This is a genomic window from Pseudomonas glycinae (assembly GCF_001594225.2).
Classification (GTDB): domain Bacteria; phylum Pseudomonadota; class Gammaproteobacteria; order Pseudomonadales; family Pseudomonadaceae; genus Aquipseudomonas; species Aquipseudomonas glycinae.
The window spans coordinates 792539-815994 of record NZ_CP014205.2; the positions used below are offsets into that span (position 1 = coordinate 792539).

At 58.8% G+C, this 23456-nt stretch carries 27 protein-coding genes and 1 tRNA gene; 7 read left to right on the forward strand and 21 right to left on the reverse strand.

The window, feature by feature from the left end; translation table 11 throughout:
• Positions 1 to 2: 2 nt before the first annotated feature.
• From ispG to trmJ, 15 genes are all read right to left on the reverse strand, one after another.
• Positions 3 to 1112, reverse strand: a complete 1110-nt coding sequence (ispG, locus tag AWU82_RS03545) for a flavodoxin-dependent (E)-4-hydroxy-3-methylbut-2-enyl-diphosphate synthase (protein WP_053152544.1) — start codon at positions 1110 to 1112, stop codon at positions 3 to 5.
• Positions 1113 to 1115: 3 nt separating this feature from the next.
• Entirely contained in the window at positions 1116 to 2138 is a 1023-nt protein-coding gene (locus AWU82_RS03550) for a RodZ domain-containing protein (RefSeq protein ID WP_064383909.1), read from the reverse strand.
• Complete coding sequence (gene pilW / locus AWU82_RS03555) at positions 2138 to 2896, reverse strand: type IV pilus biogenesis/stability protein PilW (RefSeq protein WP_007956682.1); 759 nt, start codon at positions 2894 to 2896, stop codon at positions 2138 to 2140. Before pilW ends, AWU82_RS03550 begins: the two co-directional genes overlap by 1 nt.
• 12 nt (positions 2897 to 2908) lie before the next feature.
• Positions 2909 to 4057, reverse strand: a complete 1149-nt coding sequence (gene rlmN / locus AWU82_RS03560) for a dual-specificity RNA methyltransferase RlmN (RefSeq protein ID WP_064383910.1) — start codon at positions 4055 to 4057, stop codon at positions 2909 to 2911.
• A 28-nt stretch (positions 4058 to 4085) separates the two neighbouring features.
• Positions 4086 to 4511, reverse strand: coding sequence for a nucleoside-diphosphate kinase (ndk, locus tag AWU82_RS03565; protein WP_039765715.1), 426 nt, complete (start codon positions 4509 to 4511; stop codon positions 4086 to 4088).
• Between the two features lie 88 nt (positions 4512 to 4599).
• Positions 4600 to 4800, reverse strand: coding sequence for a Fe-S cluster assembly protein IscX (gene iscX, locus AWU82_RS03570; RefSeq protein WP_064383911.1), 201 nt, complete (start codon positions 4798 to 4800; stop codon positions 4600 to 4602).
• 14 nt (positions 4801 to 4814) lie between these two features.
• Entirely contained in the window at positions 4815 to 5156 is a 342-nt protein-coding gene (fdx, locus tag AWU82_RS03575; protein ID WP_007956685.1) for an ISC system 2Fe-2S type ferredoxin, read from the reverse strand.
• Entirely contained in the window at positions 5156 to 7021 is a 1866-nt protein-coding gene (hscA, locus tag AWU82_RS03580) for a Fe-S protein assembly chaperone HscA (RefSeq protein ID WP_064383912.1), read from the reverse strand. Before hscA ends, fdx begins: the two co-directional genes overlap by 1 nt.
• A gap of 51 nt (positions 7022 to 7072) precedes the next feature.
• Positions 7073 to 7594, reverse strand: a complete 522-nt coding sequence (gene hscB / locus AWU82_RS03585; RefSeq protein ID WP_064383913.1) for a co-chaperone HscB — start codon at positions 7592 to 7594, stop codon at positions 7073 to 7075.
• Between the two features lie 8 nt (positions 7595 to 7602).
• Positions 7603 to 7926, reverse strand: a complete 324-nt coding sequence (gene iscA / locus AWU82_RS03590) for an iron-sulfur cluster assembly protein IscA (RefSeq protein WP_003227904.1) — start codon at positions 7924 to 7926, stop codon at positions 7603 to 7605.
• A gap of 34 nt (positions 7927 to 7960) precedes the next feature.
• Positions 7961 to 8347: a Fe-S cluster assembly scaffold IscU gene (gene iscU, locus AWU82_RS03595; protein WP_003227907.1), complete on the reverse strand. Its 387-nt coding sequence runs from the start codon at positions 8345 to 8347 to the stop codon at positions 7961 to 7963.
• A gap of 101 nt (positions 8348 to 8448) precedes the next feature.
• Positions 8449 to 9663 (reverse strand): IscS subfamily cysteine desulfurase, encoded by a 1215-nt coding sequence (locus AWU82_RS03600; protein ID WP_007956689.1) that lies wholly within the window; start codon positions 9661 to 9663, stop codon positions 8449 to 8451.
• 50 nt (positions 9664 to 9713) lie between these two features.
• Positions 9714 to 10205, reverse strand: a complete 492-nt coding sequence (gene iscR / locus AWU82_RS03605) for a Fe-S cluster assembly transcriptional regulator IscR (protein WP_007956690.1) — start codon at positions 10203 to 10205, stop codon at positions 9714 to 9716.
• Between the two features lie 168 nt (positions 10206 to 10373).
• Positions 10374 to 11150 carry a serine O-acetyltransferase gene (gene cysE / locus AWU82_RS03610; RefSeq protein WP_007956691.1) on the reverse strand — a complete coding sequence of 259 codons (777 nt, stop codon included), beginning with the start codon at positions 11148 to 11150 and terminating at the stop codon, positions 10374 to 10376.
• A gap of 2 nt (positions 11151 to 11152) precedes the next feature.
• The gene (gene trmJ / locus AWU82_RS03615) at positions 11153 to 11923 is read right to left on the reverse strand and encodes a tRNA (cytosine(32)/uridine(32)-2'-O)-methyltransferase TrmJ (protein WP_064383914.1); all 771 of its coding nucleotides are present in this window, start codon (positions 11921 to 11923) and stop codon (positions 11153 to 11155) included.
• A gap of 145 nt (positions 11924 to 12068) precedes the next feature.
• Here trmJ and suhB point away from each other — a divergent pair, with 145 nt between their 5' ends.
• Positions 12069 to 12887: a type III secretion system regulator SuhB gene (gene suhB / locus AWU82_RS03620; RefSeq protein WP_007941397.1), complete on the forward strand. Its 819-nt coding sequence runs from the start codon at positions 12069 to 12071 to the stop codon at positions 12885 to 12887.
• 100 nt (positions 12888 to 12987) lie between these two features.
• On the opposite strand, the gene AWU82_RS03625 is transcribed toward suhB, so the two are convergent.
• From AWU82_RS03625 to queA, 6 genes are all read right to left on the reverse strand, one after another.
• Positions 12988 to 13536: a glycine zipper 2TM domain-containing protein gene (locus tag AWU82_RS03625; protein WP_007956693.1), complete on the reverse strand. Its 549-nt coding sequence runs from the start codon at positions 13534 to 13536 to the stop codon at positions 12988 to 12990.
• A gap of 121 nt (positions 13537 to 13657) precedes the next feature.
• Positions 13658 to 14572: a protein translocase subunit SecF gene (gene secF, locus AWU82_RS03630; protein WP_064383915.1), complete on the reverse strand. Its 915-nt coding sequence runs from the start codon at positions 14570 to 14572 to the stop codon at positions 13658 to 13660.
• Positions 14573 to 14581: 9 nt separating this feature from the next.
• Positions 14582 to 16453, reverse strand: coding sequence for a protein translocase subunit SecD (secD, locus tag AWU82_RS03635; RefSeq protein WP_011335820.1), 1872 nt, complete (start codon positions 16451 to 16453; stop codon positions 14582 to 14584).
• Between the two features lie 64 nt (positions 16454 to 16517).
• Positions 16518 to 16853 (reverse strand): preprotein translocase subunit YajC, encoded by a 336-nt coding sequence (yajC, locus tag AWU82_RS03640; RefSeq protein WP_007956696.1) that lies wholly within the window; start codon positions 16851 to 16853, stop codon positions 16518 to 16520.
• A 43-nt stretch (positions 16854 to 16896) separates the two neighbouring features.
• Positions 16897 to 18012: a tRNA guanosine(34) transglycosylase Tgt gene (gene tgt / locus AWU82_RS03645; RefSeq protein WP_161794909.1), complete on the reverse strand. Its 1116-nt coding sequence runs from the start codon at positions 18010 to 18012 to the stop codon at positions 16897 to 16899.
• A gap of 14 nt (positions 18013 to 18026) precedes the next feature.
• Positions 18027 to 19076: a tRNA preQ1(34) S-adenosylmethionine ribosyltransferase-isomerase QueA gene (gene queA / locus AWU82_RS03650; protein WP_064383916.1), complete on the reverse strand. Its 1050-nt coding sequence runs from the start codon at positions 19074 to 19076 to the stop codon at positions 18027 to 18029.
• A gap of 108 nt (positions 19077 to 19184) precedes the next feature.
• Here queA and AWU82_RS03655 point away from each other — a divergent pair.
• The 6 genes from AWU82_RS03655 to AWU82_RS03680 all read left to right on the forward strand — a co-directional run bounded on the left by AWU82_RS03655 (position 19185) and on the right by AWU82_RS03680 (position 23094).
• A tRNA-Leu gene (locus AWU82_RS03655) sits at positions 19185 to 19269 on the forward strand.
• A 164-nt stretch (positions 19270 to 19433) separates the two neighbouring features.
• Positions 19434 to 20675 carry a tyrosine-type recombinase/integrase gene (locus AWU82_RS03660; protein ID WP_064383917.1) on the forward strand — a complete coding sequence of 414 codons (1242 nt, stop codon included), beginning with the start codon at positions 19434 to 19436 and terminating at the stop codon, positions 20673 to 20675.
• Positions 20676 to 20918: 243 nt separating this feature from the next.
• Positions 20919 to 21842, forward strand: coding sequence for a hypothetical protein (locus AWU82_RS03665; protein ID WP_064383918.1), 924 nt, complete (start codon positions 20919 to 20921; stop codon positions 21840 to 21842).
• Between the two features lie 78 nt (positions 21843 to 21920).
• Positions 21921 to 22187 carry a helix-turn-helix transcriptional regulator gene (locus tag AWU82_RS03670; protein ID WP_371857708.1) on the forward strand — a complete coding sequence of 89 codons (267 nt, stop codon included), beginning with the start codon at positions 21921 to 21923 and terminating at the stop codon, positions 22185 to 22187.
• Positions 22184 to 22792 (forward strand): hypothetical protein, encoded by a 609-nt coding sequence (locus tag AWU82_RS03675; protein ID WP_064383919.1) that lies wholly within the window; start codon positions 22184 to 22186, stop codon positions 22790 to 22792. The genes AWU82_RS03670 and AWU82_RS03675 overlap by 4 nt, the downstream gene beginning before the upstream one ends.
• Positions 22789 to 23094: a hypothetical protein gene (locus AWU82_RS03680; RefSeq protein ID WP_064383920.1), complete on the forward strand. Its 306-nt coding sequence runs from the start codon at positions 22789 to 22791 to the stop codon at positions 23092 to 23094. The genes AWU82_RS03675 and AWU82_RS03680 overlap by 4 nt, the downstream gene beginning before the upstream one ends.
• Positions 23095 to 23456: the final 362 nt, after the last annotated feature.

The window sequence follows — 23456 nt, forward strand, 5'->3', positions numbered from 1 at the left end:
GATCAGCCGCGCGCGATAACCGCTGCGTCAGCTTCGACCTTCTCGGCCGCTTTCTCGCGGATCAGCTTTTCCAGCTCGTCCACCAGATTGTCATTCGTCAGTTTCTGCGACGGCTTGCCGTCGATGTAAATCAGGTTTGGCGTGCCGCCGGTCAAGCCGATATGGGCCTCCTTGGCTTCGCCGGGGCCGTTGACCACGCAACCGATCACCGCGACATCCAGCGGCACCAGCAGGTCTTCAAGGCGTCCTTCCAGCTCGTTCATGGTCTTGACCACATCGAAGTTCTGCCGCGAGCAGCTCGGGCAGGCGATGAAGTTGATGCCACGGGAACGCAGATGCAAAGACTTGAGAATGTCGTAACCGACCTTCACTTCCTCGACCGGGTCGGCCGCCAGCGAGATGCGGATAGTATCGCCAATCCCCTCGGCGAGCAGCATACCTAGGCCTACGGCGGATTTCACTGTACCGGAGCGCAATCCACCGGCTTCGGTGATGCCCAGGTGCAGCGGCTGGACGATTTCCTTGGCCAGCAGACGGTAGGCTTCGACGGCCATGAACACGTCGGAAGCCTTCACACTGACCTTGAAGTCCTGGAAATTCAGGCGTTCGAGGTGTTCGACGTGACGCAGGGCGGACTCGACCAGCGCAGCCGGGGTCGGCTCGCCGTATTTCTTCTGCAGGTCTTTTTCCAGGGAACCGGCGTTGACGCCGATGCGGATCGGAATCCCGCGGTCGCGGGCGGCATCGACCACCGCACGCACGCGGTCTTCGCGACCGATGTTGCCCGGGTTGATGCGCAGGCAGTCCACACCCAGTTCGGCCACGCGCAGCGCGATCCTGTAGTCGAAATGGATGTCGGCAACCAACGGCACCTTGACCAGTTGCTTGATCTTGCCGAACGCCTCGGCGGCGTCCATGTCCGGTACCGAAACGCGGACGATGTCGACGCCGGCGGCTTCCAGACGGTTGATCTGCGCGACGGTGGCAGCGACGTCATTGGTGTCGCTGTTGGTCATGCTCTGCACAGCGATAGGGGCATCGCCGCCCACGGGCACATTACCGACCCAGATCTTGCGCGATTCGCGACGTTTGATTGGAGATTCGCCGTGCATGACTTATTGACCCAACTTCAGGCGAGCGGTCTCGCCACTGGTGAACGGAGCGACATCGACCGGCTGGCCGTTGTAGCTGACCTGCGCGCCACGGGCAACGCCCAGACGCACGGCAAACGGAGGCTTGCCAACGACAGACAGGCTGTCGCCCTTACGCTTGAGGCCGCTGTACAACACTTTGCCGCTGCCATCGGTCACTTGAGTCCAGCAATCGGCGATGAACTGCACCTGAACCTGCCCCTGACCTGCGGCCGGAGCAACGGGCGCTGTCGGCGCGGGTGCAGCGACGGCCGGAGCTGCCGGGGCAGCAACGGTCGGTGCAGGCGTGGCCGGAGCGGCAGGTGCCGGATTTGCAGGAGCAGCAACCACAGGCGCTGGCGTATGAGCCGGTGCAGCCGGAGTCGCAGCTGGCGCTGCGGTCTCGGTTTCGGCACCGCTCGATTCAGCCGTGGTTTCCGATTGAGGCAGCGCCAGAGCGGTCGAGCCCTCGGCTTCGCCTTCCGCGACGGCCTGGTCTTCCGGCTCGTCCAGCGGATGAATCTGGGTCGTGCCGTCGGCGCCTTCGACTTCGACGTGCTCCGGGGCGAGGCCAATCAGGTCCTTGGTGCGCTGCGAAGTCTGATCCTGCCACCAGACGAAACCACCGCCGATGACCGCAATCAGCAGCAACAGGCTGACGATACGCAAAATAGTGTGGGAAACCCGCACCGGCTCTTCGATACGGCCCAGCGCGTGGACATTGCTGCCCTGGGAGTCGGTGCCGGTGGACTGGTCGAATTGCTGGACCAGAACGGTCTGGTCCATACCGAGCAATTTGGCGTAGGCGCGAATGTAGCCGCGAGCGAAGGTATGCCCGGGCAACTTGTCGAATGCGCCGGCTTCAAGATTGCTCAGGGAAGTCACGGTGAGGTTGAGCTTGAGGGCCACTTCGGCCAGCGACCAGCCATTGCTTTCGCGGGCCTGGCGCAGGGTCTCACCGGGGTTAACGCGATTCGCTGCTACAACTTCGGGATGCGCCGCTTTCATCATTGCTCCGACAGGTATTGCTGATATTCCGGCGTACCGGGATAGAGTCGTTTTAATTGCAGGCCCGCACTGGCGGCCTTGTCGCGATCTTCAAATACTTTTGCCAACCGAACGGCGAGCAACAGACTACGTGCATTTTGCTCGGAGAGCTGGCTGAAACGGTCGTAATAGTCACGCGCGGGCACATAATGCCTGTCTTCGAATGACAACTCAGCCATTTCCAGCAATGCCCGTGGCTGCTGACGGTTCAAACGCAGCGCTTTTTCCAGCTGCTGCTGCGCCAGATCACGCTGCCCGAGCTTCGCCGCCGTCATGCCGAGGTTCTCGAACACCCGCGAACGCTCAGGATACAGGGTATCGGCGGCCGCCTGTTCAAAACGCTCGTAGGCTTCCTTGTAACGCTGTTCTTCGTAGAGAAAACTGCCGTAGTTGTTGAGGATGCGCGCATCGGCGGGACGGGAGGACAAAGCCTTGCGGAAGTGTTCATCAGCAAGCGCAGGCTCCATTTCGGCCTGGAACACCAGGCCCAGCGCGGCGTTGGCGTCGGGATCCGACCCGTCCAGCTCCAGGGCTTTCTTCAGTGGAACCTTGGCCCGTTCGGTCATGCCCTGCTGCAAGTATCCCAATCCCAGCTGCACGTAGGCAGCTCGCGCTTCGTCACGGCCCTTGCTGGTCTTCATCGGGTTGTAGTCGCCCGACAGGACACAACCAGCACACAGGCTGGCCAACAGCAACAGCAGCGCAAAGCGCAGGGACATAGAGATCCTCTCTTAGTTAGTGTTCGCGGCGTTCTGTGCCAGATCGCTGTCGGCGCTCAATTCGCGCACGGCGATGTAACGTTCGCTGCGACGGGTGCGATCCAGCACCTGCCCTACCAATTGACCACAAGCCGCGTCGATGTCTTCACCACGGGTGGTGCGCACGGTGACGTTGAAACCAGCCTGGTGAAGCTGATCCTGGAACCGGCGGATGGCGTTGTTGCTCGGCCGCTCGTACCCGGAATGCGGGAACGGGTTGAACGGAATCAGGTTGATCTTGCACGGAATATCCTTGAGCAGCTCGATCATTTCCACGGCGTGCTCAAGTTTGTCGTTGACGTCCTTGAGCAAGGTGTACTCGATGGTCAGCACACGTTTCTCGCCAAGGGCGGACATGTAGCGCTGGCACGACTCGAGCAGCATCTTAAGCGGATATTTCTTGTTGATCGGCACCAATTGGTTACGCAATGCGTCATTCGGTGCGTGCAGGGACAACGCCAGGGATACGTCGATGTGCTTGGCCAGCTCATCGATCATCGGCACCACACCCGACGTGGACAGGGTCACGCGGCGCTTGGAGATCCCGTAGCCCAGGTCATCCATCATCAGATGCATGGCGGCCACGACGTTGTCGAAGTTCAGCAGCGGTTCGCCCATGCCCATCATCACCACGTTGGTGATGGCGCGGTCGATGGTAGCCGGAACACTGCCGAAGGATTTGTTGGCAATCCACACCTGACCGATAACTTCGGCGGCGGTGAGATTGCTGTTGAAGCCTTGCTTGCCGGTGGAGCAGAAACTGCAATCCAGGGCACAGCCTGCCTGGGACGAAACGCACAGAGTGCCGCGTTTGCCCTGGGGAATGTAAACAGTCTCGACACAGCTGCCGGACGCCACGCGCACCACCCACTTGCGGGTGCCGTCGCTGGAAATGTCCTCGCTGACCACTTCGGGACCACGGACCTCAGCAACAGCCTTGAGCTTTTCGCGCAAGGCCTTGCTGACGTTCGTCATGGCGTCGAAATCATCGACGCCAAAGTGGTGAATCCATTTCATTACCTGACCGGCACGGAAACGCTTCTCCCCGATTGAGTCGAAGAATTTTTCCATTTCCGGCTGGGTCAGACCCAGCAGGTTGGTTTTAACAGTCGATATCGTCATGGATTCACCTTCACTCTTAAGCCAATGCTTAGCGAGTGGTTACTTCAGTAGCTGCGAAGAAGTAAGCGATTTCGCGAGCAGCAGCGGCTTCGGAGTCCGAACCGTGAACGGCGTTGGCGTCGATCGATTCAGCGAAGTCAGCACGGATGGTGCCTGGAGCAGCTTCTTTAGGGTTGGTAGCGCCCATCAGCTCACGGTTGCGAGCGATGGCGTTTTCGCCTTCCAGAACCTGAACGACAACTGGACCCGAAGTCATGAAGGCAACCAGGTCGCCGAAGAAACCACGAGCGCTGTGCTCAGCGTAGAAGCCTTCGGCTTCGGCTTTGGACAGTTGCTTCAGTTTCGAAGCTACAACGCGCAGGCCAGCGTCTTCGAAGCGAGTGGTGATCTTGCCGATCACGTTTTTAGCAACGGCGTCAGGCTTGATGATGGAGAAAGTACGTTGAACAGCCATGGTGTAACTCCAGAAACGGTAATTTGCGAAAAATTAAACCCGCGAATTATACGCGGGTTCTTGGGTATTGCCTAACCTGCGAGGACGATCAGTCCAATTCATCGGCCCAGAGAGTCTGAACCGCCTCCAATACCTTCTCGCCAACACGACCAGAGGTATTGTCGAAGTCCGGCAGCTCTTTGATCCACTGCTGCAACTCGACGAAATTGACAGAATACGGATCTACACCCGGCTTGGCCTCAGCCAGCTCTTCTGCAATACGTTGAACATCATTCCAACCGTAGCTCATGACAGTCTTACCAGTCAGTGCGGCGCTTCGGCCGCATGGTTAAGCGAATATTTCGGAATCTCGACGGTGATGTCTTCTTCACCGACGATCGCCTGACAAGCCAGGCGCGACTGGGCTTCCAGACCCCAGGCACGATCCAGGAAATCTTCCTCCAACTCGTCGGCCTCTTCCAGCGAGTCAAAACCCTCGCGAATGATGCAGTGACAAGTGGTGCAGGCGCAGACGCCGCCGCAGGCGCTTTCCATCTCGATGTGGTGTTCGTGAGCCAGCTCGAGGATCGACGTGCCGGGTGCAGCGTCAACGACCATGCCTTCAGGGCAGAACTTCTCGTGGGGCAGAAAAATGACCTGCGGCATCAGATATCCTCGATTTCATTCAGATTGCGCCCGGACAGAGCGGCCTTCACCGTCTGATCCATACGACGGGCTGCAAAAGCATCGGTCACTTGCGACAGACGCTTGGTCTGCTGCTCGATGGCGTAACCATCGGTGCCTTTCATCAGTTCGGTCAGTTCCTGCACTTGCAACTCGATGACCATGCGCTCTTCAGCGTCGAGCAAACGCTCGCCATCCGCCTCAAGAGCGCCCTGCACCGCTTCGATCAGGCGCTGGGCATCGACTTGCTGCTCGCGAAGAACGCGGGCGACCTTGTCGTCATTGGCGTGCTGGAACGAATCTTTCAGCATCTTGGCGATTTCGCCATCGGTCAGGCCATAGGACGGCTTGACCTGAATGCTCGCCTCAACGCCCGAACCCAATTCACGGGCAGAGACGCTGAGCAGACCGTCGGCATCGACCTGGAAGGTCACGCGAATTTTCGCTGCACCGGCCACCATCGCCGGGATGCCGCGCAATTCGAAGCGAGCCAGGGAACGGCAGTCGGAGATCAACTCACGCTCGCCCTGTAACACGTGGATCGCCATGGCCGACTGGCCGTCTTTATAAGTAGTGAAGTCCTGAGCACGCGCGACGGGAATGGTGGTGTTGCGCGGAATCACTTTCTCCATCAGGCCGCCCATGGTTTCCAGCCCCAGGGACAGCGGGATCACGTCGAGCAGCAGCAGTTCGCCGCCATCGCGCTTGTTGCCGGCCAGGGTATCGGCCTGGATCGCAGCACCGATGGCCACCACTTGATCCGGGTCGATTTCAGTCAAAGGCTGACGACCGAAGGCTTCGGCGACGGCTTCGCGAACACGTGGAACGCGGGTCGAACCACCGACCATGACCACGGCGTGCACATCTTCCAGCTCGACGCCGGAATCACGAACGGCGCGGCGGCAGGCTTTGAGGCTTCGGGCAACCATTGGCTCGATCAGCGCATCGAAGGCTTCACGAGTCAGCTGAGCCTTCCAGTCGCCGTAAGCAACTTCAACACTGTCAGAATCCGTCAGGGCTTCTTTAGCGGCGCAGGCAGCTTGCAGCAGGCTGCGCTGTGCGCCCGGATCGAGGTCGGCGGACAAACCGGCGCTCTCGATGATCCAGCCGGCAATCGCGTGATCGAAATCATCGCCGCCCAGCGCGCTATCCCCGCCAGTGGCCAGGACTTCGAAGACACCGCCAGTCAGGCGCAGAATCGAAATATCGAAGGTGCCGCCGCCCAGATCGTAAATGGCGACCAGGCCTTCGGCATGCTGATCCAAACCGTATGCCACCGCCGCAGCTGTCGGCTCGTTGAGCAGACGCAACACGTTCAGACCGGCAAGTTTCGCCGCGTCCTTGGTAGCCTGGCGCTGAGCATCGTCGAAATACGCCGGAACGGTGATCACCGCGCCCACCAACTCACCGCCAAGGGTGGCCTCAGCGCGCTGACGCAATACTTTCAAGATATCGGCGGAGACTTCGACCGGGCTTTTAGGGCCCTGCACGGTGTCGATGAACGGCATGTGCGATTCGCCGCCGACAAAGCGGTACGGCAGCTGATCGCCCAATTGCTTGACGTCGGACAGGCCACGACCCATCAGGCGCTTGACCGACAGCACGGTATTCAGGGGATCGGAGGATGCGGCCAGCTTGGCCGACTCGCCGACTTCGACGCGATCGGCGTGATAACGCACGGCGGAAGGCAGGATGACCCGCCCTTCGGCATCGGCCAGCGGCTCGGAAAGACCACTGCGCAACGCAGCGACCAGCGAATTGGTAGTGCCCAAGTCGATTCCCACAGCCAGACGACGCTGGTGCGGTTGAGGACTTTGGCCGGGTTCGGCGATCTGCAGTAGGGCCATCGTGATCAGGACTTATCTGTATATCAGGCGTGCGACCGGAGCGGCACTGGGTTAATCGTCGAGGCGCTCTTCTAACTGGCGCACTTCGTAGGTGAGCTTGTCGAGGAACTGCATGCGCCGCATCAGGCGTTCGGCCTGTTCGCGTTGCGCTGCATCATCCCAACAGGCTGCGAAGCTTTCGTTGAGCTCTTCCTGGGCGGTTTTCAGGCGACGCTTGAAAGCCGCGACACCGTCCAGGTCGGCACTGTCCTGCAGATCTTCGAGCTCTTCGCGCCATTGCATCTGCTGCAGAAGAAACTCGGGATCGTGGACGGTGACTTCCATCGGCACTTCATGCCCGCTGATGGTCAGCAGGTAGCGTGCACGCTGGGCCGGACTCTTGAGTGTCTGGTAGGCATCATTGAGCCGAGCAGACTGCTCCAGCGCCGACCGCTGCTCGCGCTCGGAAGCATCGGCAAAGCGGTCAGGATGAACACCGCGCGCCAGCTCACGATAGCGCGTGGCCAACTGCTCGAGATCCAGACGAAAGCCCGGTTGCAGCTCGAATAAAGCGAAATGACAAGGAGTACCCACGACAAGCCTCAGATGTTGAAGCTTTCGCCGCAGCCACATTCACCGCGTACGTTGGGATTGTTGAACTTGAAGCCTTCGTTCAATCCTTCCTTGACGAAGTCGAGCTCGGTGCCGTCGAGGTAGGCCAGGCTTTTCGGGTCGATGATCACTTTCTCGCCGTGACTTTCGAACACCTGATCTTCTGCAACCACCTCGTCGACAAACTCCAGCACGTAGGCAAGGCCGGAACAGCCTGTGGTGCGAACACCCAGACGAATCCCTTCACCCTTGCCGCGCCCGTCGAGGGAGCGCCGCACGTGTCGAGCAGCCGCTTCTGTCATGCTGATAGCCATCGTTGACTCCTTACTCGTCGCCAAATCTTGAAAGTCAGATCAAGCCTTTCTTCTGCTTGTAATCGCGAACGGCCGCCTTGATGGCGTCTTCAGCGAGAACCGAGCAGTGGATTTTCACTGGCGGCAGGGCCAGTTCTTCGGCCAGCTGAGTGTTCTTGATGGTTTCAGCTTCGTCCAGAGTCTTGCCCTTCATCCACTCGGTAGCGAGGGAGCTGGAGGCGATAGCCGAACCGCAGCCGTAGGTCTTGAACTTGGCATCTTCGATAACGCCCTGATCGTTGACCTTGATTTGCAGACGCATCACGTCGCCGCACGCCGGAGCGCCGACCATGCCGGTGCCGACATCAGGATCTTCCGCGTTCATCTTGCCGACGTTGCGCGGGTTTTCGTAGTGGTCGATGACCTTTTCGCTGTAAGCCATGATTCTCAATCCTCACTCATCAGGGCCGCTCTTGAGACCCTGCAACTGCGCTGCGTAAACCGCCGCGTCGCTACAGGATCTGTATCCGGCGGCTTCTATATTTAGTGTGCCGCCCACTCGATCTTCGAGATATCGACGCCGTCTTTGTACATGTCCCACAGCGGCGACAGAGCGCGCAGCTTGGTAACGGCCTCGCAGACTTTCTGCGCGGCGTAGTCGATTTCTTCTTCGGTGGTGAAACGGCCGAAGGTGAAACGGATCGAGCTGTGTGCCAGTTCGTCGTTGCGGCCCAGGGCGCGCAGTACGTACGAAGGCTCAAGCGACGCCGAGGTGCAGGCCGAACCGGACGAAACCGCCAGATCCTTGAGCGCCATGATCAGCGACTCGCCTTCAACGTAGTTGAAGCTCAGGTTCAGGTTGTGCGGAACGCGGGCGGTCAGGCTGCCGTTGACGTACAGCTCTTCCAGGTGCTCGACCTGCTTGTAGAAGCGGTCGCTCAATGCCTTGATACGGACGTTTTCGGCAGCCATGTCTTCCTTGGCCACACGGAACGCTTCGCCCATGCCAACGATCTGGTGGGTCGCCAGGGTGCCGGAACGCATGCCACGCTCGTGACCGCCACCGTGCATGGTCGCTTCGATGCGCACACGCGGCTTGCGGCTGACGTACAGCGCGCCGATGCCTTTGGGGCCGTAGGTCTTGTGGGCGGAGAAAGACATCATGTCGACTTTCAGTTTCTGCAGGTCGATTTCGACCTTGCCGGTGGACTGAGCGGCGTCGACGTGGAACAGGATGCCTTTGGAACGAAGCAGCTCACCGATGGCGGCGATATCGTTGACGGTGCCGATTTCGTTGTTCACGTGCATTACCGACACCAGGATGGTGTCTTCGCGCAGCGCGGCTTCGATCATGGCCGGGGTGATCAGGCCATCTTCGGTCGGATCGAGGTAGGTGACTTCGAAACCTTCACGCTCCAGTTGGCGCATGGTGTCGAGGACAGCCTTGTGTTCGATCTTGGAGGTGATCAGGTGCTTGCCCTTGGAGGCGTAGAAATGTGCCGCACCCTTGATTGCCAGGTTGTCGGACTCGGTGGCACCGGAGGTCCAGACGATTTCACGCGGGTCGGCGTTGACCAGATCGGCCACCTGACGACGGGCGTTTTCGACGGACTCTTCGGCTTTCCAGCCGAACACGTGGGAACGGGACGCCGGGTTACCGAAGTTTCCGTCGACCAGCAGGCATTCACTCATTTTTTGCGCAACGCGCGGATCGACCGGGGTGGTCGCAGAGTAATCAAGGTAAATCGGCAATTTCATGGACTATCTCCTAAATCAGGCTGGCTGGCGTGCCGCTAGCTCTCTGGCTGTCATTCGACGGCGGACGCTTCAATCTTGTCCAGGCGCGGCGCCTTGCCATTGCAACGACGCTGATCCTGACGCTGGGCCACTTCCTGCACCTCACGGCGAGTTACGAGGTCGGCCAAGCTGATACCGCTGAGAAATTCGTGAATCTGCAGGCTCAGGTCGCACCACAGGTGATGGGTCAGGCAGGTGTCACCGGAGTGGCAGTCGCCCTGGCCCTGGCATTTTGTTGCATCGACCGATTCGTTCACCGCATCGATCACCTGAGCCACCTGGATGCCCTGCATGTCGCGGGACAACTGGTAGCCACCGCCCGGACCGCGAACACTGGAAACCAGGTTGCTGCGGCGCAGCTTGGCGAAAAGCTGTTCGAGATAGGACAGGGAGATGCCTTGGCGCTCGGAGATATCGGCCAGGGACACCGGCCCGTGTTGCGCGTGCAACGCCAGGTCAAGCATGGCGGTCACGGCGTATCGGCCTTTTGTAGTCAGTCGCATGGACAATTACCACGGAGTTCGGAATGGGCGGGAGTATGCAATTCCCGAGCATTTAAGTCAACTATAAGACCTAGTGCTTTAGTCGGGTTTACCCGCAAAAGAGCGCGCGAATCATAGCAGGGTCTGCGGCCTAATGGCACACCGGTCGGCAGCAGCCCTACAAGTGCGTCAGTGGAGCTTGGATTCGTCCTTGCCCTTGACGCAGGCGAAGTCTTCTTCACGCAGCTCGGGCAGATCTTTCGCACAGTAATTACTGCCCAGATCCTTCAGCGCGCCGCACATCCCCTCCAGACGCCCGTCCACCGCTTGCAGGTGATCGAGCAACTGGCCGATGGCGCGCGCCACCGGATCGGGCATGTCCTCGCTGACACCATAGGCGTCGAAGCCGATCTTCTCGGCCATCGCCTTGCGCTTGGCGTCAGCCTCATCATCGGATTTAACGATGATCCGGCCCGGAATCCCCACCACAGTGGCACCCGGTGGCACTTCTTTGGTGACGACAGCATTGGACCCGACCTTGGCGCCAGCACCCACAGTGAACGGGCCGAGCACCTTCGCACCTGCCCCCACCACAACGCCATCACCGAGGGTCGGATGACGCTTGCCCTTGTTCCAGCTGGTACCGCCCAGGGTCACGCCCTGATAGATCGTCACGTCATCGCCGATTTCAGCGGTTTCACCAATCACGATACCCATGCCATGGTCGATGAAGAAGCGTCGACCGACCTTGGCCCCCGGATGGATCTCGATCCCGGTCAGCCAGCGACCGAAGTTCGACACCAGCCGCGCCAGCCATTTCAGATCATTGCGCCAGAGCATGCCGGCCAGTCGATGAATCCAGATCGCATGCATGCCGGGGTAGCAGGTCAGGACTTCAAAAGCGTTACGCGCCGCCGGGTCCCGGTGGAATACGCTCTGGATATCTTCACGCAAACGCTCGAACATCATTAATCCTTCCGCTTAAGGAGCTCGCCACGGGCCGCTTTCTGGGTTTCCGTGAGGATGCCACGCAAAATATTCATTTCCGCCCGGCTGACCGAGCTGCGTCCGTACAACCGGCGCAGGCGCGCCATCAAGTGCCGCGGCTTTTCCGGATCGAGGAATTCGATGGCCACCAGGGTCTGCTCCAGGTGCTCATAGAACCGCTCCAGCTCATCCATGGTCGCAAGCTCTGCGCTTTTCACGGAGGCCACTTCTTCCTTCTCGATCTTGCTCGGCTGGCCTTGTGCAGCCAGCCACGCCATGCGCACTTCATAACTCAACACCTGCACCGCCGCCCCGAGGTTCAGCGAGCTGAATTCAGGATCGGAGGGGATGTGCACGTGATAGTGACATCGCTGCAGCTCGTCATTGGTCAGGCCGGAATCTTCACGACCGAACACCAGCGCGATCTCCGCGCCCTGCCCGGCCTCCTCGACCACTTTGATTCCGCACTCGCGCGGATCCAGCAATGGCCAGGGAATGCGCCGGTCACGGGCACTGGTGCCGAGCACCAGATTGCAACCGACCAGGGCGTCTTCCAAGGTGGCGACGACTTGCGCGTTTTCAAGGATGTCACCGGCACCCGAAGCGCGGGCATCGGCTTCGTGATGCGGAAAGACTCGCGGATCAACCAGCACCAGACGCGACAGGCCCATGTTTTTCATGGCGCGCGCGGTCCCGCCGATGTTTCCCGGATGGCTGGTGTTGACCAGGACGACACGAATATTTTGCAGCACGGCGGGCGCTCTCGGACTCGGCAAAGGGGTGCAAATCTTACAGAACAGCCTACCGTTAAGCTATGAAAGCGAACAGCGACCTTCACCTGAAGAAAAGTTCTGATAGAATGCGCGGCTTTCTTTAACAACCTTAGGTGACACATCCATGCAGCCCATGCTGAATATCGCGCTGCGCGCCGCCCGCAGCGCCAGTGAACTGATCTTCCGCTCCATCGAGCGCCTGGATACCATCAAGGTCGACGAAAAAGACGCCAAGGATTACGTATCCGAGGTCGATCGCGCCGCCGAACAGAAAATCATCGACGCCCTGCGCAAGGCTTACCCGAATCACTCGATCATGGGTGAAGAGACCGGCCTGCACGCCGGCACCGGCATCGAAGGCGAAGAATACCTGTGGATCATCGATCCACTGGACGGCACCACCAACTTCCTGCGCGGCATTCCTCACTTCGCTGTCAGCATTGCCTGCAAATACCGTGGTCGCCTGGAACACGCTGTTGTTCTGGATCCGGTTCGCCAGGAAGAATTCACCGCCAGCCGTGGTCGCGGCGCTCAACTGAACGGTCGTCGCCTGCGTGTCAGCGGTCGTACCAGCCTGGACGGCGCCCTGCTCGGCACCGGTTTCCCGTTCCGTGACGACCAGATGGACAACCTCGACAACTACCTGGGCATGTTCCGCGCCCTGGTTGGCCAGACTGCCGGCATCCGCCGCGCCGGTTCGGCAAGCCTGGACCTGGCTTACGTAGCCGCCGGCCGTTTCGACGCGTTCTGGGAGTCGGGTCTGTCCGAGTGGGACATGGCCGCTGGCGCCCTGCTGATTCAGGAAGCAGGCGGCCTGGTGAGCGACTTCACCGGCGGTCACGACTTCCTTGAAAAAGGCCACGTCGTTGCCGGCAACACCAAATGCTTCAAGGCAGTTCTGACGGCGATCCAGCCACACCTGCCGGCCTCGCTGAAGCGCTAAGCGTTTCGCGAAACCAAAAAAAAAAACACCCTTCGGGGTGTTTTTTTATGGGCATGAAAAAGCACCCCGAAGGGTGCTTTTTTTATAAGCCGTCAACCAATCACTGGCCTGGCTCGTTCTGCGACAGGATCAGCTTGCCTTCCTTGTCGACCGGGATCTGGTTGCCCGGATCACGATCCATCCGCACCTTGCCTTCCTTCCCATCCAGCGAATACCGGACGTCGTAGCCCACAACCTTGTCGCTGATGTCATTCACCGTGTTACAGCGAGTCTGAGTCGTGGTGTAGGTATCACGCTCCTGCATACCCTCCTGAACCTTGTTGCCGGCGTAACCACCACCGACCGCACCGGCCACCGTGGCAATCTTCTTGCCCGTGCCGCCGCCGATCTGATTACCCAGCAGACCACCCGCCAACGCACCGACCACGGTGCCGGCGATCTGGTGCTGATCTTTCACCGGCGCCTGCCGGGTCACCGTCACGTCCTTGCACACTTCACGTGGAGTCTTGATCTGTGTTTTGACCGGCTCTACGGCCAGCACTTGCGCATACTCAGGGCCGCTTTTAACCAGGCTGTAGGTGGCAACAGCACCCCCGGCAGTCACACCGACAGCACCCAATACCGCACCAACCAGCAACGACTTGTTCACATGAACCTCCTGACCATCACATGCGGGAACGCGCCCGCGCTTCTCCCAGCCTTGGAGCAAAAAAAAAGACGCGAGTTCAACTCGCGTCTTTTTTGACTGACCGCCGGAAAATCGATGGCCGTTATGGACGGTCGTCGACTTCCTTCTCGGTGTTGGCCGGAGGAATGAGATCTTCAGTGCTCAGGTTCAGCCAGATCAACACCACGTTCGCGATGTAGATCGACGAGTAGGTACCCGCCAGAACACCGATAAACAGGGCGATGGAGAAGCCGAACAGGTTATCGCCACCAAAGAACAGCAGCGCCGCGATCGCCAGCAGGGTGGAGATCGACGTCGCCATGGTCCGCAGCAAGGTCTGAGTCGTCGAGATGTTGATGTTCTCGATCAGCGAAGCCTTGCGCAGGACACGGAAGTTCTCACGCACCCGGTCGAATACGACGATGGTGTCGTTGAGCGAGTAGCCGATGATCGCCAGCACCGCCGCCAACACCGTCAGGTCGAAGGTGATCTGGAAAAACGACAGGATACCGATGGTCACGATCACGTCGTGGATCAGCGATACGATGGCGCCGACCGCGAACTTCCACTGAAAGCGGAAAGCCAGATAGATCAGGATCCCGCCGAGCGCCAGCAGCATGCCGAGGCCGCCCTGGTCACGCAGCTCTTCACCGACCTGCGGGCCGACGAACTCGACACGCTTGACGGTAGCGGGGTTATCGCCACCGACCTTTTGCAGCGCTTCTGCAACCTGATGCCCCAGTTGCGGGTCTTCACCCGGCATACGCACCAGCAGGTCGGTGGTTGCACCGAAGTTCTGCACGACGGCCTCGTGGTAACCCGAGGTCACCAGTTGCTCGCGCACCTTGGTGACGTCAGCCGGACGCTCGTAGGTCAGCTCGATGAGCGTACCACCGGTGAAGTCAAGCCCCCAGTTCATGCCCTTGTGGAACACACTGAAGATTGCCAGCAAGGTCAGAAATACGGTGACGCCGAACGCAAAGTTGCGGACGCCCATGAAGTTGATTGTACGTAACATGGCAGCCCCTTAAATCCACAACTTCTTGAAGTCACGTCCGCCAAAGATCAGGTTGACCATTGCGCGGGTCACCATGATGGCCGTGAACATCGAGGTAAAGATCCCGAGGGACATGGTCACTGCAAAGCCTTTCACCGGGCCTGTGCCCATGGCGAAGAGGATACCGCCGACCAGCAAGGTGGTCAGGTTGGCGTCGAGAATCGCAGTGAATGCCCGGCCGAAGCCTTCGTTGATTGCACGTTGCACGGTCATGCCGGCGGCGATCTCTTCACGAATCCGCGAGAAGATCAGCACGTTGGCGTCGACCGCCATACCCATGGTCAACACGATACCGGCGATACCCGGCAGGGTCAGCGTAGCCCCCAGCAGCGACATCAGCGCCAGCAGCAACACCATGTTCACCGCCAGTGCAACGGTGGCGATCAGGCCGAAGAAGCGGTAGATGGCGATGATGAACAGCGAGACGAACAACATGCCCCACAGCGATGCATCGATACCCTTGGTGATGTTGTCCGCACCCAGGCTCGGGCCGATGGTGCGTTCTTCAGCAAAGTACATCGGAGCAGCCAGACCACCGGCACGCAGCAACAGCGCCAGTTCGGACGACTCGCCCTGGCCGTTCAGGCCGGTGATACGGAACTGCGCACCCAGCGGCGACTGAATGGTCGCCAGGCTGATGATTTTCTTCTCTTCCTTGAAGGTCTGCACCGGCACGTCTTTTTCGACGCCGTCGACCACTTGCTTGACGTAAGTAGTGACCGGGCGCTGTTCGATGAAGATCACCGCCATGCTGCGACCGACGTTGCTGCGGGTCGCGCGGTTCATCAGATCACCACCGTGACCATCCAGGCGGATGTTCACTTCAGGCGTACCGTGCTGCGAATCGAAACCGGCCTTGGCGTCAGTCACCTGGTCACCGGTGATGATCAGACCACGCTCGATCTGCGCAGGAGGACGCTTGCCTTCACGGAATTCGAAGGTCTCGGAAGTGGCTTTCGAAGCGCCCGGCTCTGCAGCCAGACGGAACTCCAGGTTGGCCGTCTTGCCGAGGATACGCTTGGCTTCGGCAGTGTCCTGCACGCCCGGCAGCTCAACCACGATACGGTTGGCACCCTGACGCTGGACGATCGGTTCGGCAACACCCAGCTCGTTGACGCGGTTACGGACCGTGGTCAGGTTCTGCTTGATGGAGTATTCACGGATTTCCGCCAGCTTGGCCGGGGTCATCGCCAGACGCAGCACCGGTTGACCGTTGAGGTCGGCCGGAACAATGTCGAAATCGTTGAAATTCTTGCGGATCAGCGCACGGGCCTGTTCGCGGGAATCAGCATCGCTGAAGCCCAGCTGAATGGCGCCATTGAGTTGCGGCAGGCTGCGATAACGCAGCTTCTCTTTGCGCAGCAGGCTCTTGACGTCGCCTTCGTAGACTTTCAGGCGGGCGTCGAGGGCTTTGTCCATGTCCACTTCCAGCAGGAAGTGCACACCACCGGACAAGTCCAGACCCAGCTTCATCGGATGCGCAGCCAGGTTGCGCAACCATTGCGGGGTGGTTTGTGCCAGGTTCAGCGCGACGACGTAGTCATCACCCAATGCCTTGCGAACAACGTCTTTTGCCGGCAGCTGGTCTTCAGCCTTGGTCAGACGGATCAGACCGCCCTTGCCGTTCGCAGCCAGGCTCGAAGCCTTGACGTTGATCCCGGATTCCTTGAGCGCGGTGCTCACGCGATCCAGATCGGCCTGATTGACCTGCAGGGCCGTGCTGGCGCCGCTGATCTGAATGGCCGGGTCATCGGGGTATAGATTCGGAGCGGAATAAATCAGACCGATCGCCAGCACCGCCAGGATCAGAATGTATTTCCACAGAGGATATTTGTTCAGCATCACGCCGCCCGTTATGAACGCGGGGCGCCTTGCGCGCCCCGTCGATTGAGTAGAAGTTGGAACCTTAGATCGCTTTCAGCGTGCCTTTTGGCAGCGTGGCGGCGATGGCGCCCTTCTGGAACTTCATTTCCACGGTGTCGGAAACTTCCAGAACCACGAAGTCATCGGCCACTTTGGTGATCTTGCCGGCGATGCCGCCGGTGGTGACCACTTCGTCGCCCTTCTGCAGGCTGCTCAGCAGGTTCTTCTGCTCTTTGGCGCGCTTGGCCTGTGGACGCCAGATCATCAGGTAGAAGATGACCAGGAAGCCGACCAGGAAAATCCACTCGAAGCCGCCGCCCATAGGCGCTGCAGCCGGTGCAGCCGCGTCAGCCATGGCATTAGAGATAAAAAAGCTCATTTAGCACTCCAGTTGCAAATGTTGAATCTTGGGGTCAGAAAACTCAGTCCAAAGGCGGAACGGGAAGCCCGCGTTTGGCGTAGAAGGCATCGACAAAGGCGGCCAATGTACCCTGTTGAATAGCCTCGCGCAAACCAGCCATCAGCACCTGATAATGGCGCAAATTGTGGATGGTATTGAGCATGCTGCCGAGCATTTCGCCGCACTTGTCCAGATGATGCAGATAAGCGCGGGAGAAGTTCTGGCAGGTATAGCAATCGCAGGTCGGATCCAGTGGCGAATCATCATGGCGATGGAACGCGTTACGGATCTTCAGCACGCCTGTATCAATGAACAGATGCCCGTTGCGGGCATTACGGGTTGGCATCACGCAATCGAACATGTCCACACCGCGGCGCACACCCTCAACCAGATCTTCCGGTTTGCCAACGCCCATAAGGTAACGAGGTTTGTCAGCCGGCATCATGCCCGGCAGATAGTCCAGCACCTTGATCATTTCGTGCTTGGGTTCGCCCACCGACAGACCGCCGATGGCCAGGCCGTCGAAGCCGATCTTGTCCAGGCCTTCCAGCGAGCGCATGCGCAGGTCCTGGTGCATGCCGCCCTGAACGATGCCGAACAGTGCCGCCGTGTTGTCGCCATGGGCATTCTTCGAACGCTGGGCCCAGCGCAGCGACAGTTCCATGGACACGCGGGCCACGTCTTCGTCAGCCGGGTACGGGGTGCATTCGTCGAAGATCATCACGATGTCCGAGCCCAGGTCGCGCTGGACCTGCATCGACTCTTCCGGGCCCATGAACACTTTCGAGCCGTCGACCGGGGAGGCGAAGGTCACGCCCTCCTCCTTGATCTTGCGCATGGCGCCGAGGCTGAACACCTGGAAACCGCCGGAGTCGGTCAGGATCGGGCCTTTCCACTGCATGAAATCGTGCAGGTCGCCGTGTTCCTTGATCACTTCGGTACCCGGGCGCAGCCACAGGTGGAAGGTGTTGCCCAGAATGATCTCCGCGCCGGTGGCGACGATGTCACGCGGCAACATGCCCTTGACCGTGCCGTAAGTGCCCACCGGCATGAAGGCCGGGGTCTCGACGGTGCCACGAGGGAAGGTCAGACGACCACGACGAGCCTTGCCATCGGTGGCAAGCAACTCGAAAGACATACGACAGGTGCGACTCATACTGTTTCCTCTGGGCCGCGCGGCGCGGGATTACGGGTGATGAACATCGCATCACCGTAGCTGAAAAAGCGGTATCCGTTATCGACCGCGGCTTTGTAGGCAGCCATGGTTTCCGGATAACCGGCGAAGGCCGAAACCAGCATCAACAGCGTGGATTCAGGCAAATGGAAATTGGTGACCAGCGCATCGACCACATGGAACGGCCGGCCCGGGAAGATAAAGATGTCGGTGTCGCCGCTGAACGGTTTAAGTACGCCATCGCGGGCGGCGCTTTCCAGCGAACGCACGCTGGTGGTGCCGACAGCGATGACTCGACCGCCGCGCTCACGGCAAGCGGCGACGGCATCGACCACGTCCTGACCGACTTCCAGCCACTCGGTGTGCATGTGGTGATCTTCGATCTTCTCGACGCGCACCGGCTGGAAAGTGCCGGCGCCGACGTGCAGCGTGACGAACGCCGTCTCGACACCCTTGGCGGCGATCGCTTCCATCAGCGTCTGATCGAAATGCAGCCCGGCGGTCGGTGCCGCCACCGCGCCGAGCTTCTCGGCATACACGGTCTGATAGCGCTCGCGATCCGAACCTTCGTCCGGGCGGTCTATATAAGGAGGCAACGGCATGTGCCCGACGCGATCGAGCAGCGGCAGCACTTCTTCGGCAAACCCCAGCTCGAACAGCGCATCGTGACGCGCCAGCATCTCGGCTTCGCCGCCGCCGTCGATCAGGATCTTCGAGCCCGGTTTCGGCGACTTGCTGGAACGCACATGAGCCAGCACGCGGTGGGTATCGAGCACGCGCTCGACAAGGATTTCCAGCTTGCCGCCGGACGCCTTCTGCCCGAAAAGCCGCGCCGGAATCACCCGGGTATTGTTGAACACCATCAGATCGCCGGGGCGCAAATGCTCCAGCAGATCAGTGAATTGACGGTGTGCCAGGGCGCCGCTGACCCCATCCAGGGTCAACAGGCGACTACCGCGACGCTCGGCCAAAGGATGGCGGGCAATCAGCGAATCAGGAAGCTCGAAGGTAAAGTCAGCAACGCGCATGATGGGGTTCGTCTAGCAGGGCCGGAAAGTCTAGCGGAAATATCGAAAATTGACCATGAAACGTGATTGACCAACGGTAGGCACCTCTCTATACTTCGCCGCCATTGAGCCCTGATGGCGGAATTGGTAGACGCGGCGGATTCAAAATCCGTTTTCGAAAGGAGTGGGAGTTCGAGTCTCCCTCGGGGCACCACATAGCAGTATCTGAGAGTCTCTACCAACCTCTCAGACCCAGAAAAACCGGCCACTTGGCCGGTTTTTTTGTGCCTGTCTGTTTACCCCTGTCTCCCCTTATCCGTTGTATCCCTGTATCCCTGCTTGTATCCTGAGAAAAATACCGAACTTTGGGATACAAGGATGAAGCGCGCAGACATCAAGCGCCGCCCTCTCGCTGATACGACGCTTGCGGGACTGGAGCCGGAATCAAAGGAATACCGGGAACTGGACGGAAACGGTCTCTACCTCAGGGTTAAACCTGATGGTGGAAAATCCTGGCAGCTTCGCTACAAACGCCCGGCGGGCAATTGGGCTTGGATGGGGCTTGGGGGTTACCCAGAAGTAAGTGGTGCATTGGCACGAGACAAAGCTGCGGAACTGCGCAAAGTAATTAGCAGCGGAGCCGATCCGCTCGAACAGAAACGCTCGGCCAAAGCTGCCATTGAAGCTGCAAGGACTCGGACCTTCCGAGCTGCTGCTGAAGCTTGGCTCAAGGCAAAAGAAGAAAAAGGCCTCGCCCCGTCCACACTTAACAAAATCCGCACCTACCTCGACAAAGACATACTCCCGGCGCTGGGAGATAAGCCCCTTGACGAAATTACTCGTACCGACTGTGCAGAGCTCCAAGCGTCTCTTGAAGCCCGGGACGCACACAACGTGGCGGAAAAGTGCCGCACGTGGATCAATCAGATATTCGGGCGAGCCATCGCTCTAGGCCTTACGGAAAACGATCCAGGTAGCCGCCTGCGTGATATCGCAGCTCAAGCCCCGAAAACTCAGCAGCATCCTCATTTGCTGGAGCCTGAGTTGGCAGAGTTCCTACAGGCACTCAAAAACACACCTAGCAGGCTGACGGCCCGAACTGCGGCATGGCTCTGCATCTGGACAGCATCTAGACCGGGCATGGTTCGGTTAGCCGAATGGAAAGAGTTCGACCTGGATAGAGCAACATGGACGACACCCGCCTCCAAGATGAAGATGCGCAGGGACTTTGTGTGCCCCCTACCTAAACAAGCTCTTTTCGCACTCAAAGAACTCCATTGTCTCACCGGCCGTAGTCGTTGGCTGTTCCCTGGAGTCGGCTCTAAGAATCCGACGATCAGTGAAAACACCATCAACAAAGTTTTCGCGACCATTGGTTACAAAGGGCGCCTGGTTGGTCATGGGACTCGTCACACCGCCAGCACTTTGCTTAGGGAGCACGGCTGGCCGAAAGAGCATGTGGAAGCGCAGCTTGCTCACAAAGAAGAGGGAATATCAGGGGTATATAACAAGGCTCAGTACCTTGAGCACAGGGTGAAGATGATGCAGTGGTATGCCGACCACCTTGATGTATTGGCAAGCGAAAAGGTGATCAAGAGACAATTTGGTAAAGCAGTATGAGCTCAGGCATTCATCCCCTATTAAAAATCCTTGTTACGGGTGTTACGCGTGTAACGCCCCCGACCAAGTCCCCGTATTCATTGGGCTTTTCCGTCGTTACACGCATCAGCAACTTTACGTACACCGCACGTAACGCATTTAAAATGTGTAACGAGAGAAGCAACCTCTGGCCCCTGCTGGCTATCAAGCCAAAGGCGCGCCGCGCTGGTCTGACTCTCTGTGTTCGGGGCCTGGGGCAGTCTCATGGATGACGATTTCAATAGTGAAGAACTGGGAATACTCGTCGCGGGCATGGACGTAAATTGCCTGCTGCACGACCTGGACGAGGTCGAGCTAGGAGTTAGCGAACTGGCTCTCTATGGCCACTTTTACGACTATTTCAAGGAAAGCTTCGGCCTCATCCAGGATGCCCAAGCATTTTGGCTTGAAGATGGGGAATACGCGCAATGCGCAGATTCGATCATTCAGACAATGTTCCGTAAACGCGATGATATTGAGCAGCATTACAGCTTTAGTGAGGTTTCCTCGCTACCTGATATCGCACGCCAATTTGTCGGCTTCGATCATCAAGCCTCTGACTCACAGCTGGTAGCAACCTACGCGCTGATTAAGGCAGTACTAGCAGTTGAAACCCTTTCAAATTGGTTATTCGATCTCGAACTGAGTGTCTATGACCTAGAGGCTGATCTGATCGAGTCGATACGGCAGACAGACCCGAAGCAGTACTTAAAACTCATCAATAGAGCACGGGACCGAGACAGCGCTTACGAAATACGAAGCAGGGAAGATTTCGCGATACTCAAAGGAGAAGCAGATAAAGCAATGATGTTGGCCTCTCTCTACGACCAGATTGAAAAAGTCGATGTATCAAAACCAGGCTTCAATGCGCACGGTTTCCTACGCGTAGCCCTAGGCAACGTTAGCGGCGCACAAGCATCGCTACGTGGTAAGAAAGCCGGTATGGGAAACAGTAACCCTGAGTCGGACAAACAACAGGCCGCAGCAAAACGACGTGAGCGCATCTGCAAAGCAGCTGATCGACATATTGCAGCTGATCCAAAAATATCTGAAACAGACCTCGTGAAAGCGCTCGTTGAAAAAGACAAAGTGGCGTCGATACCTACTGTGAAAAAGTATCTTCGCGAACAACAATACATACCGAGGTAACCCAGAAAAAAAGCAAACCGTGTTTGCTTTTTTTTTGCTCCCTAGTCTGTGCCTGTCTCTCACTATGCAGGCATGACTATGAGTACCTATCCCGCAACTGATATTACCCCCCACCCTCACCGCGACCCAGCCACAACCTTGATCAGAATTTCTGAGGTCATGGCTATTGTGGGCCTCGCTCGCCCCACTATTTACAAGCTAATGCAGTGCACTGAAACCGGGTTTCCGCGACCGGTGAAACTGAGCTTGAGCAACGCACGCGGCGCTCCCGTCGCCTGGGTTCTTTCCGAGGTTCAAGCCTGGGCACGTAGCCGCATCGAGGCGCGTGATCAGGTGGCCGCATGAAGCGCAACTACAGCCCATTCAATGGGCCATTTCATGACACCTACGCCATCGGATTTCGTCTCTACGCTCCCGGATCGATCAACTGGCGGCATCGCACCATCGCGGGTGTGAGCTGGAACGGCAATGACCAGGAAGCGTTCTTTTTCAATCCCGACGGCCTCGCTCTACCCCTGACAGCCAACCCGTGGGAACTGCCAGAGCTGATTCGCCGTAACGCGGTGCGCAGAGAGTTCGCCAGTGTTCATGGCACCGGACACTTCGCCATGAAAATTGGCCGCCTCGCTTCGCTGAAATCTCTCGGCATGACCGACTGGGTCACCTATTGGCTGGTGGACCAGTCGGGCGGATACGCGAACGATCCAGCAGTGTGGCAACGCATCACCGAACAAGATCTTGCGGTTGAAAAAACGGCGAGCGAGCGCGCTCATCACGACAGGCGCTTGACCTCGGATCTAGCCAGCTACGTGGATGAGTGTGTTGCGCAACGCCGTGAGCATATGGCTGAACAGCACCGTCGTCGCTGCGTAGAGGACAGCAAGATTTTGGCTTGGCTGAAAGGCGAAACACCGCCACCTCTGTTCGCCAGCGTGCAGGAGGCAGCATGAGCCAAGAGATCGCGAACAACGCCTTGATGCACCCCTTTTCCGTCTTGCGTCGGGTCGGCTTTTCGCCCTGCGTCATGCAGCGTCTTGAACGCTACCGCAGCCAACAGGACAGGGAAGGTCGAGTGGTTAGTATGCTCAGTTGGGCCGACGGCACCTGGTGCGCCCTCTCCCTCCACTGCGAAAAGACTGGGGCCGTTGTCGTCGACGAAGGCCAGCAGGTCGACGCCTACGAAGACGCCCGCTCCATGCTCAGCGGCGGATTTCTACCCCTTCTCTCCCTGCGCTGGGAAGCCCACGCCTGAAACGAAAACGCCTCCGGGGGCGATCCGGAGGCGTTGAGGTCAATCTACATGCACGAACAATTTATGCCGCACCTGAAAAATCCGCAAGCCATCAGCGCAGTTGCACTTTCGAAAAACGGACGTTACTCTCTGGCCGTCGCTGCAAAATCAGCGACCGGGTTTGGCGACCCGAGTTTAAGAAGGCGCACAGGCGCCCCCATCTCGATTGCAGGCGCTTTTTTTGTGCCCGCATTCCTGCTTTATGGCGGCTGTGCGTGGGAGACCTTCGGGTCTGCCGGGTTCCTTCTTACCCGGTTCGCCAACCTGCGCACAGCTGCCACCCCAATTCGTTTGGCGACGAATCGTGGCAGTTCCCACTTAAG

Coding starts and splice junctions, on each gene's coding strand:
- ispG (WP_053152544.1), bottom strand. CDS start 1,112: ATGCACGGCGAATCTCCAATCAAACGTCGCGAATCGCGCAAGATCTGG.
- AWU82_RS03550 (WP_064383909.1), bottom strand. CDS start 2,138: ATGAAAGCGGCGCATCCCGAAGTTGTAGCAGCGAATCGCGTTAACCCC.
- pilW (WP_007956682.1), bottom strand. CDS start 2,896: ATGTCCCTGCGCTTTGCGCTGCTGTTGCTGTTGGCCAGCCTGTGTGCT.
- rlmN (WP_064383910.1), bottom strand. CDS start 4,057: ATGACGATATCGACTGTTAAAACCAACCTGCTGGGTCTGACCCAGCCG.
- ndk (WP_039765715.1), bottom strand. CDS start 4,511: ATGGCTGTTCAACGTACTTTCTCCATCATCAAGCCTGACGCCGTTGCT.
- iscX (WP_064383911.1), bottom strand. CDS start 4,800: ATGAGCTACGGTTGGAATGATGTTCAACGTATTGCAGAAGAGCTGGCT.
- fdx (WP_007956685.1), bottom strand. CDS start 5,156: ATGCCGCAGGTCATTTTTCTGCCCCACGAGAAGTTCTGCCCTGAAGGC.
- hscA (WP_064383912.1), bottom strand. CDS start 7,021: ATGGCCCTACTGCAGATCGCCGAACCCGGCCAAAGTCCTCAACCGCAC.
- iscA (WP_003227904.1), bottom strand. CDS start 7,926: ATGGCTATCAGCATGACAGAAGCGGCTGCTCGACACGTGCGGCGCTCC.
- iscU (WP_003227907.1), bottom strand. CDS start 8,347: ATGGCTTACAGCGAAAAGGTCATCGACCACTACGAAAACCCGCGCAAC.
- AWU82_RS03600 (WP_007956689.1), bottom strand. CDS start 9,663: ATGAAATTGCCGATTTACCTTGATTACTCTGCGACCACCCCGGTCGAT.
- iscR (WP_007956690.1), bottom strand. CDS start 10,205: ATGCGACTGACTACAAAAGGCCGATACGCCGTGACCGCCATGCTTGAC.
- cysE (WP_007956691.1), bottom strand. CDS start 11,150: ATGTTCGAGCGTTTGCGTGAAGATATCCAGAGCGTATTCCACCGGGAC.
- suhB (WP_007941397.1), top strand. CDS start 12,069: ATGCAGCCCATGCTGAATATCGCGCTGCGCGCCGCCCGCAGCGCCAGT.
- secF (WP_064383915.1), bottom strand. CDS start 14,572: ATGTTACGTACAATCAACTTCATGGGCGTCCGCAACTTTGCGTTCGGC.
- secD (WP_011335820.1), bottom strand. CDS start 16,453: ATGCTGAACAAATATCCTCTGTGGAAATACATTCTGATCCTGGCGGTG.
- yajC (WP_007956696.1), bottom strand. CDS start 16,853: ATGAGCTTTTTTATCTCTAATGCCATGGCTGACGCGGCTGCACCGGCT.
- tgt (WP_161794909.1), bottom strand. CDS start 18,012: ATGTCTTTCGAGTTGCTTGCCACCGATGGCAAGGCTCGTCGTGGTCGT.
- queA (WP_064383916.1), bottom strand. CDS start 19,076: ATGCGCGTTGCTGACTTTACCTTCGAGCTTCCTGATTCGCTGATTGCC.
- AWU82_RS03660 (WP_064383917.1), top strand. CDS start 19,434: ATGAAGCGCGCAGACATCAAGCGCCGCCCTCTCGCTGATACGACGCTT.
- AWU82_RS03665 (WP_064383918.1), top strand. CDS start 20,919: ATGGATGACGATTTCAATAGTGAAGAACTGGGAATACTCGTCGCGGGC.
- AWU82_RS03670 (WP_371857708.1), top strand. CDS start 21,921: ATGAGTACCTATCCCGCAACTGATATTACCCCCCACCCTCACCGCGAC.
- AWU82_RS03675 (WP_064383919.1), top strand. CDS start 22,184: ATGAAGCGCAACTACAGCCCATTCAATGGGCCATTTCATGACACCTAC.
- AWU82_RS03680 (WP_064383920.1), top strand. CDS start 22,789: ATGAGCCAAGAGATCGCGAACAACGCCTTGATGCACCCCTTTTCCGTC.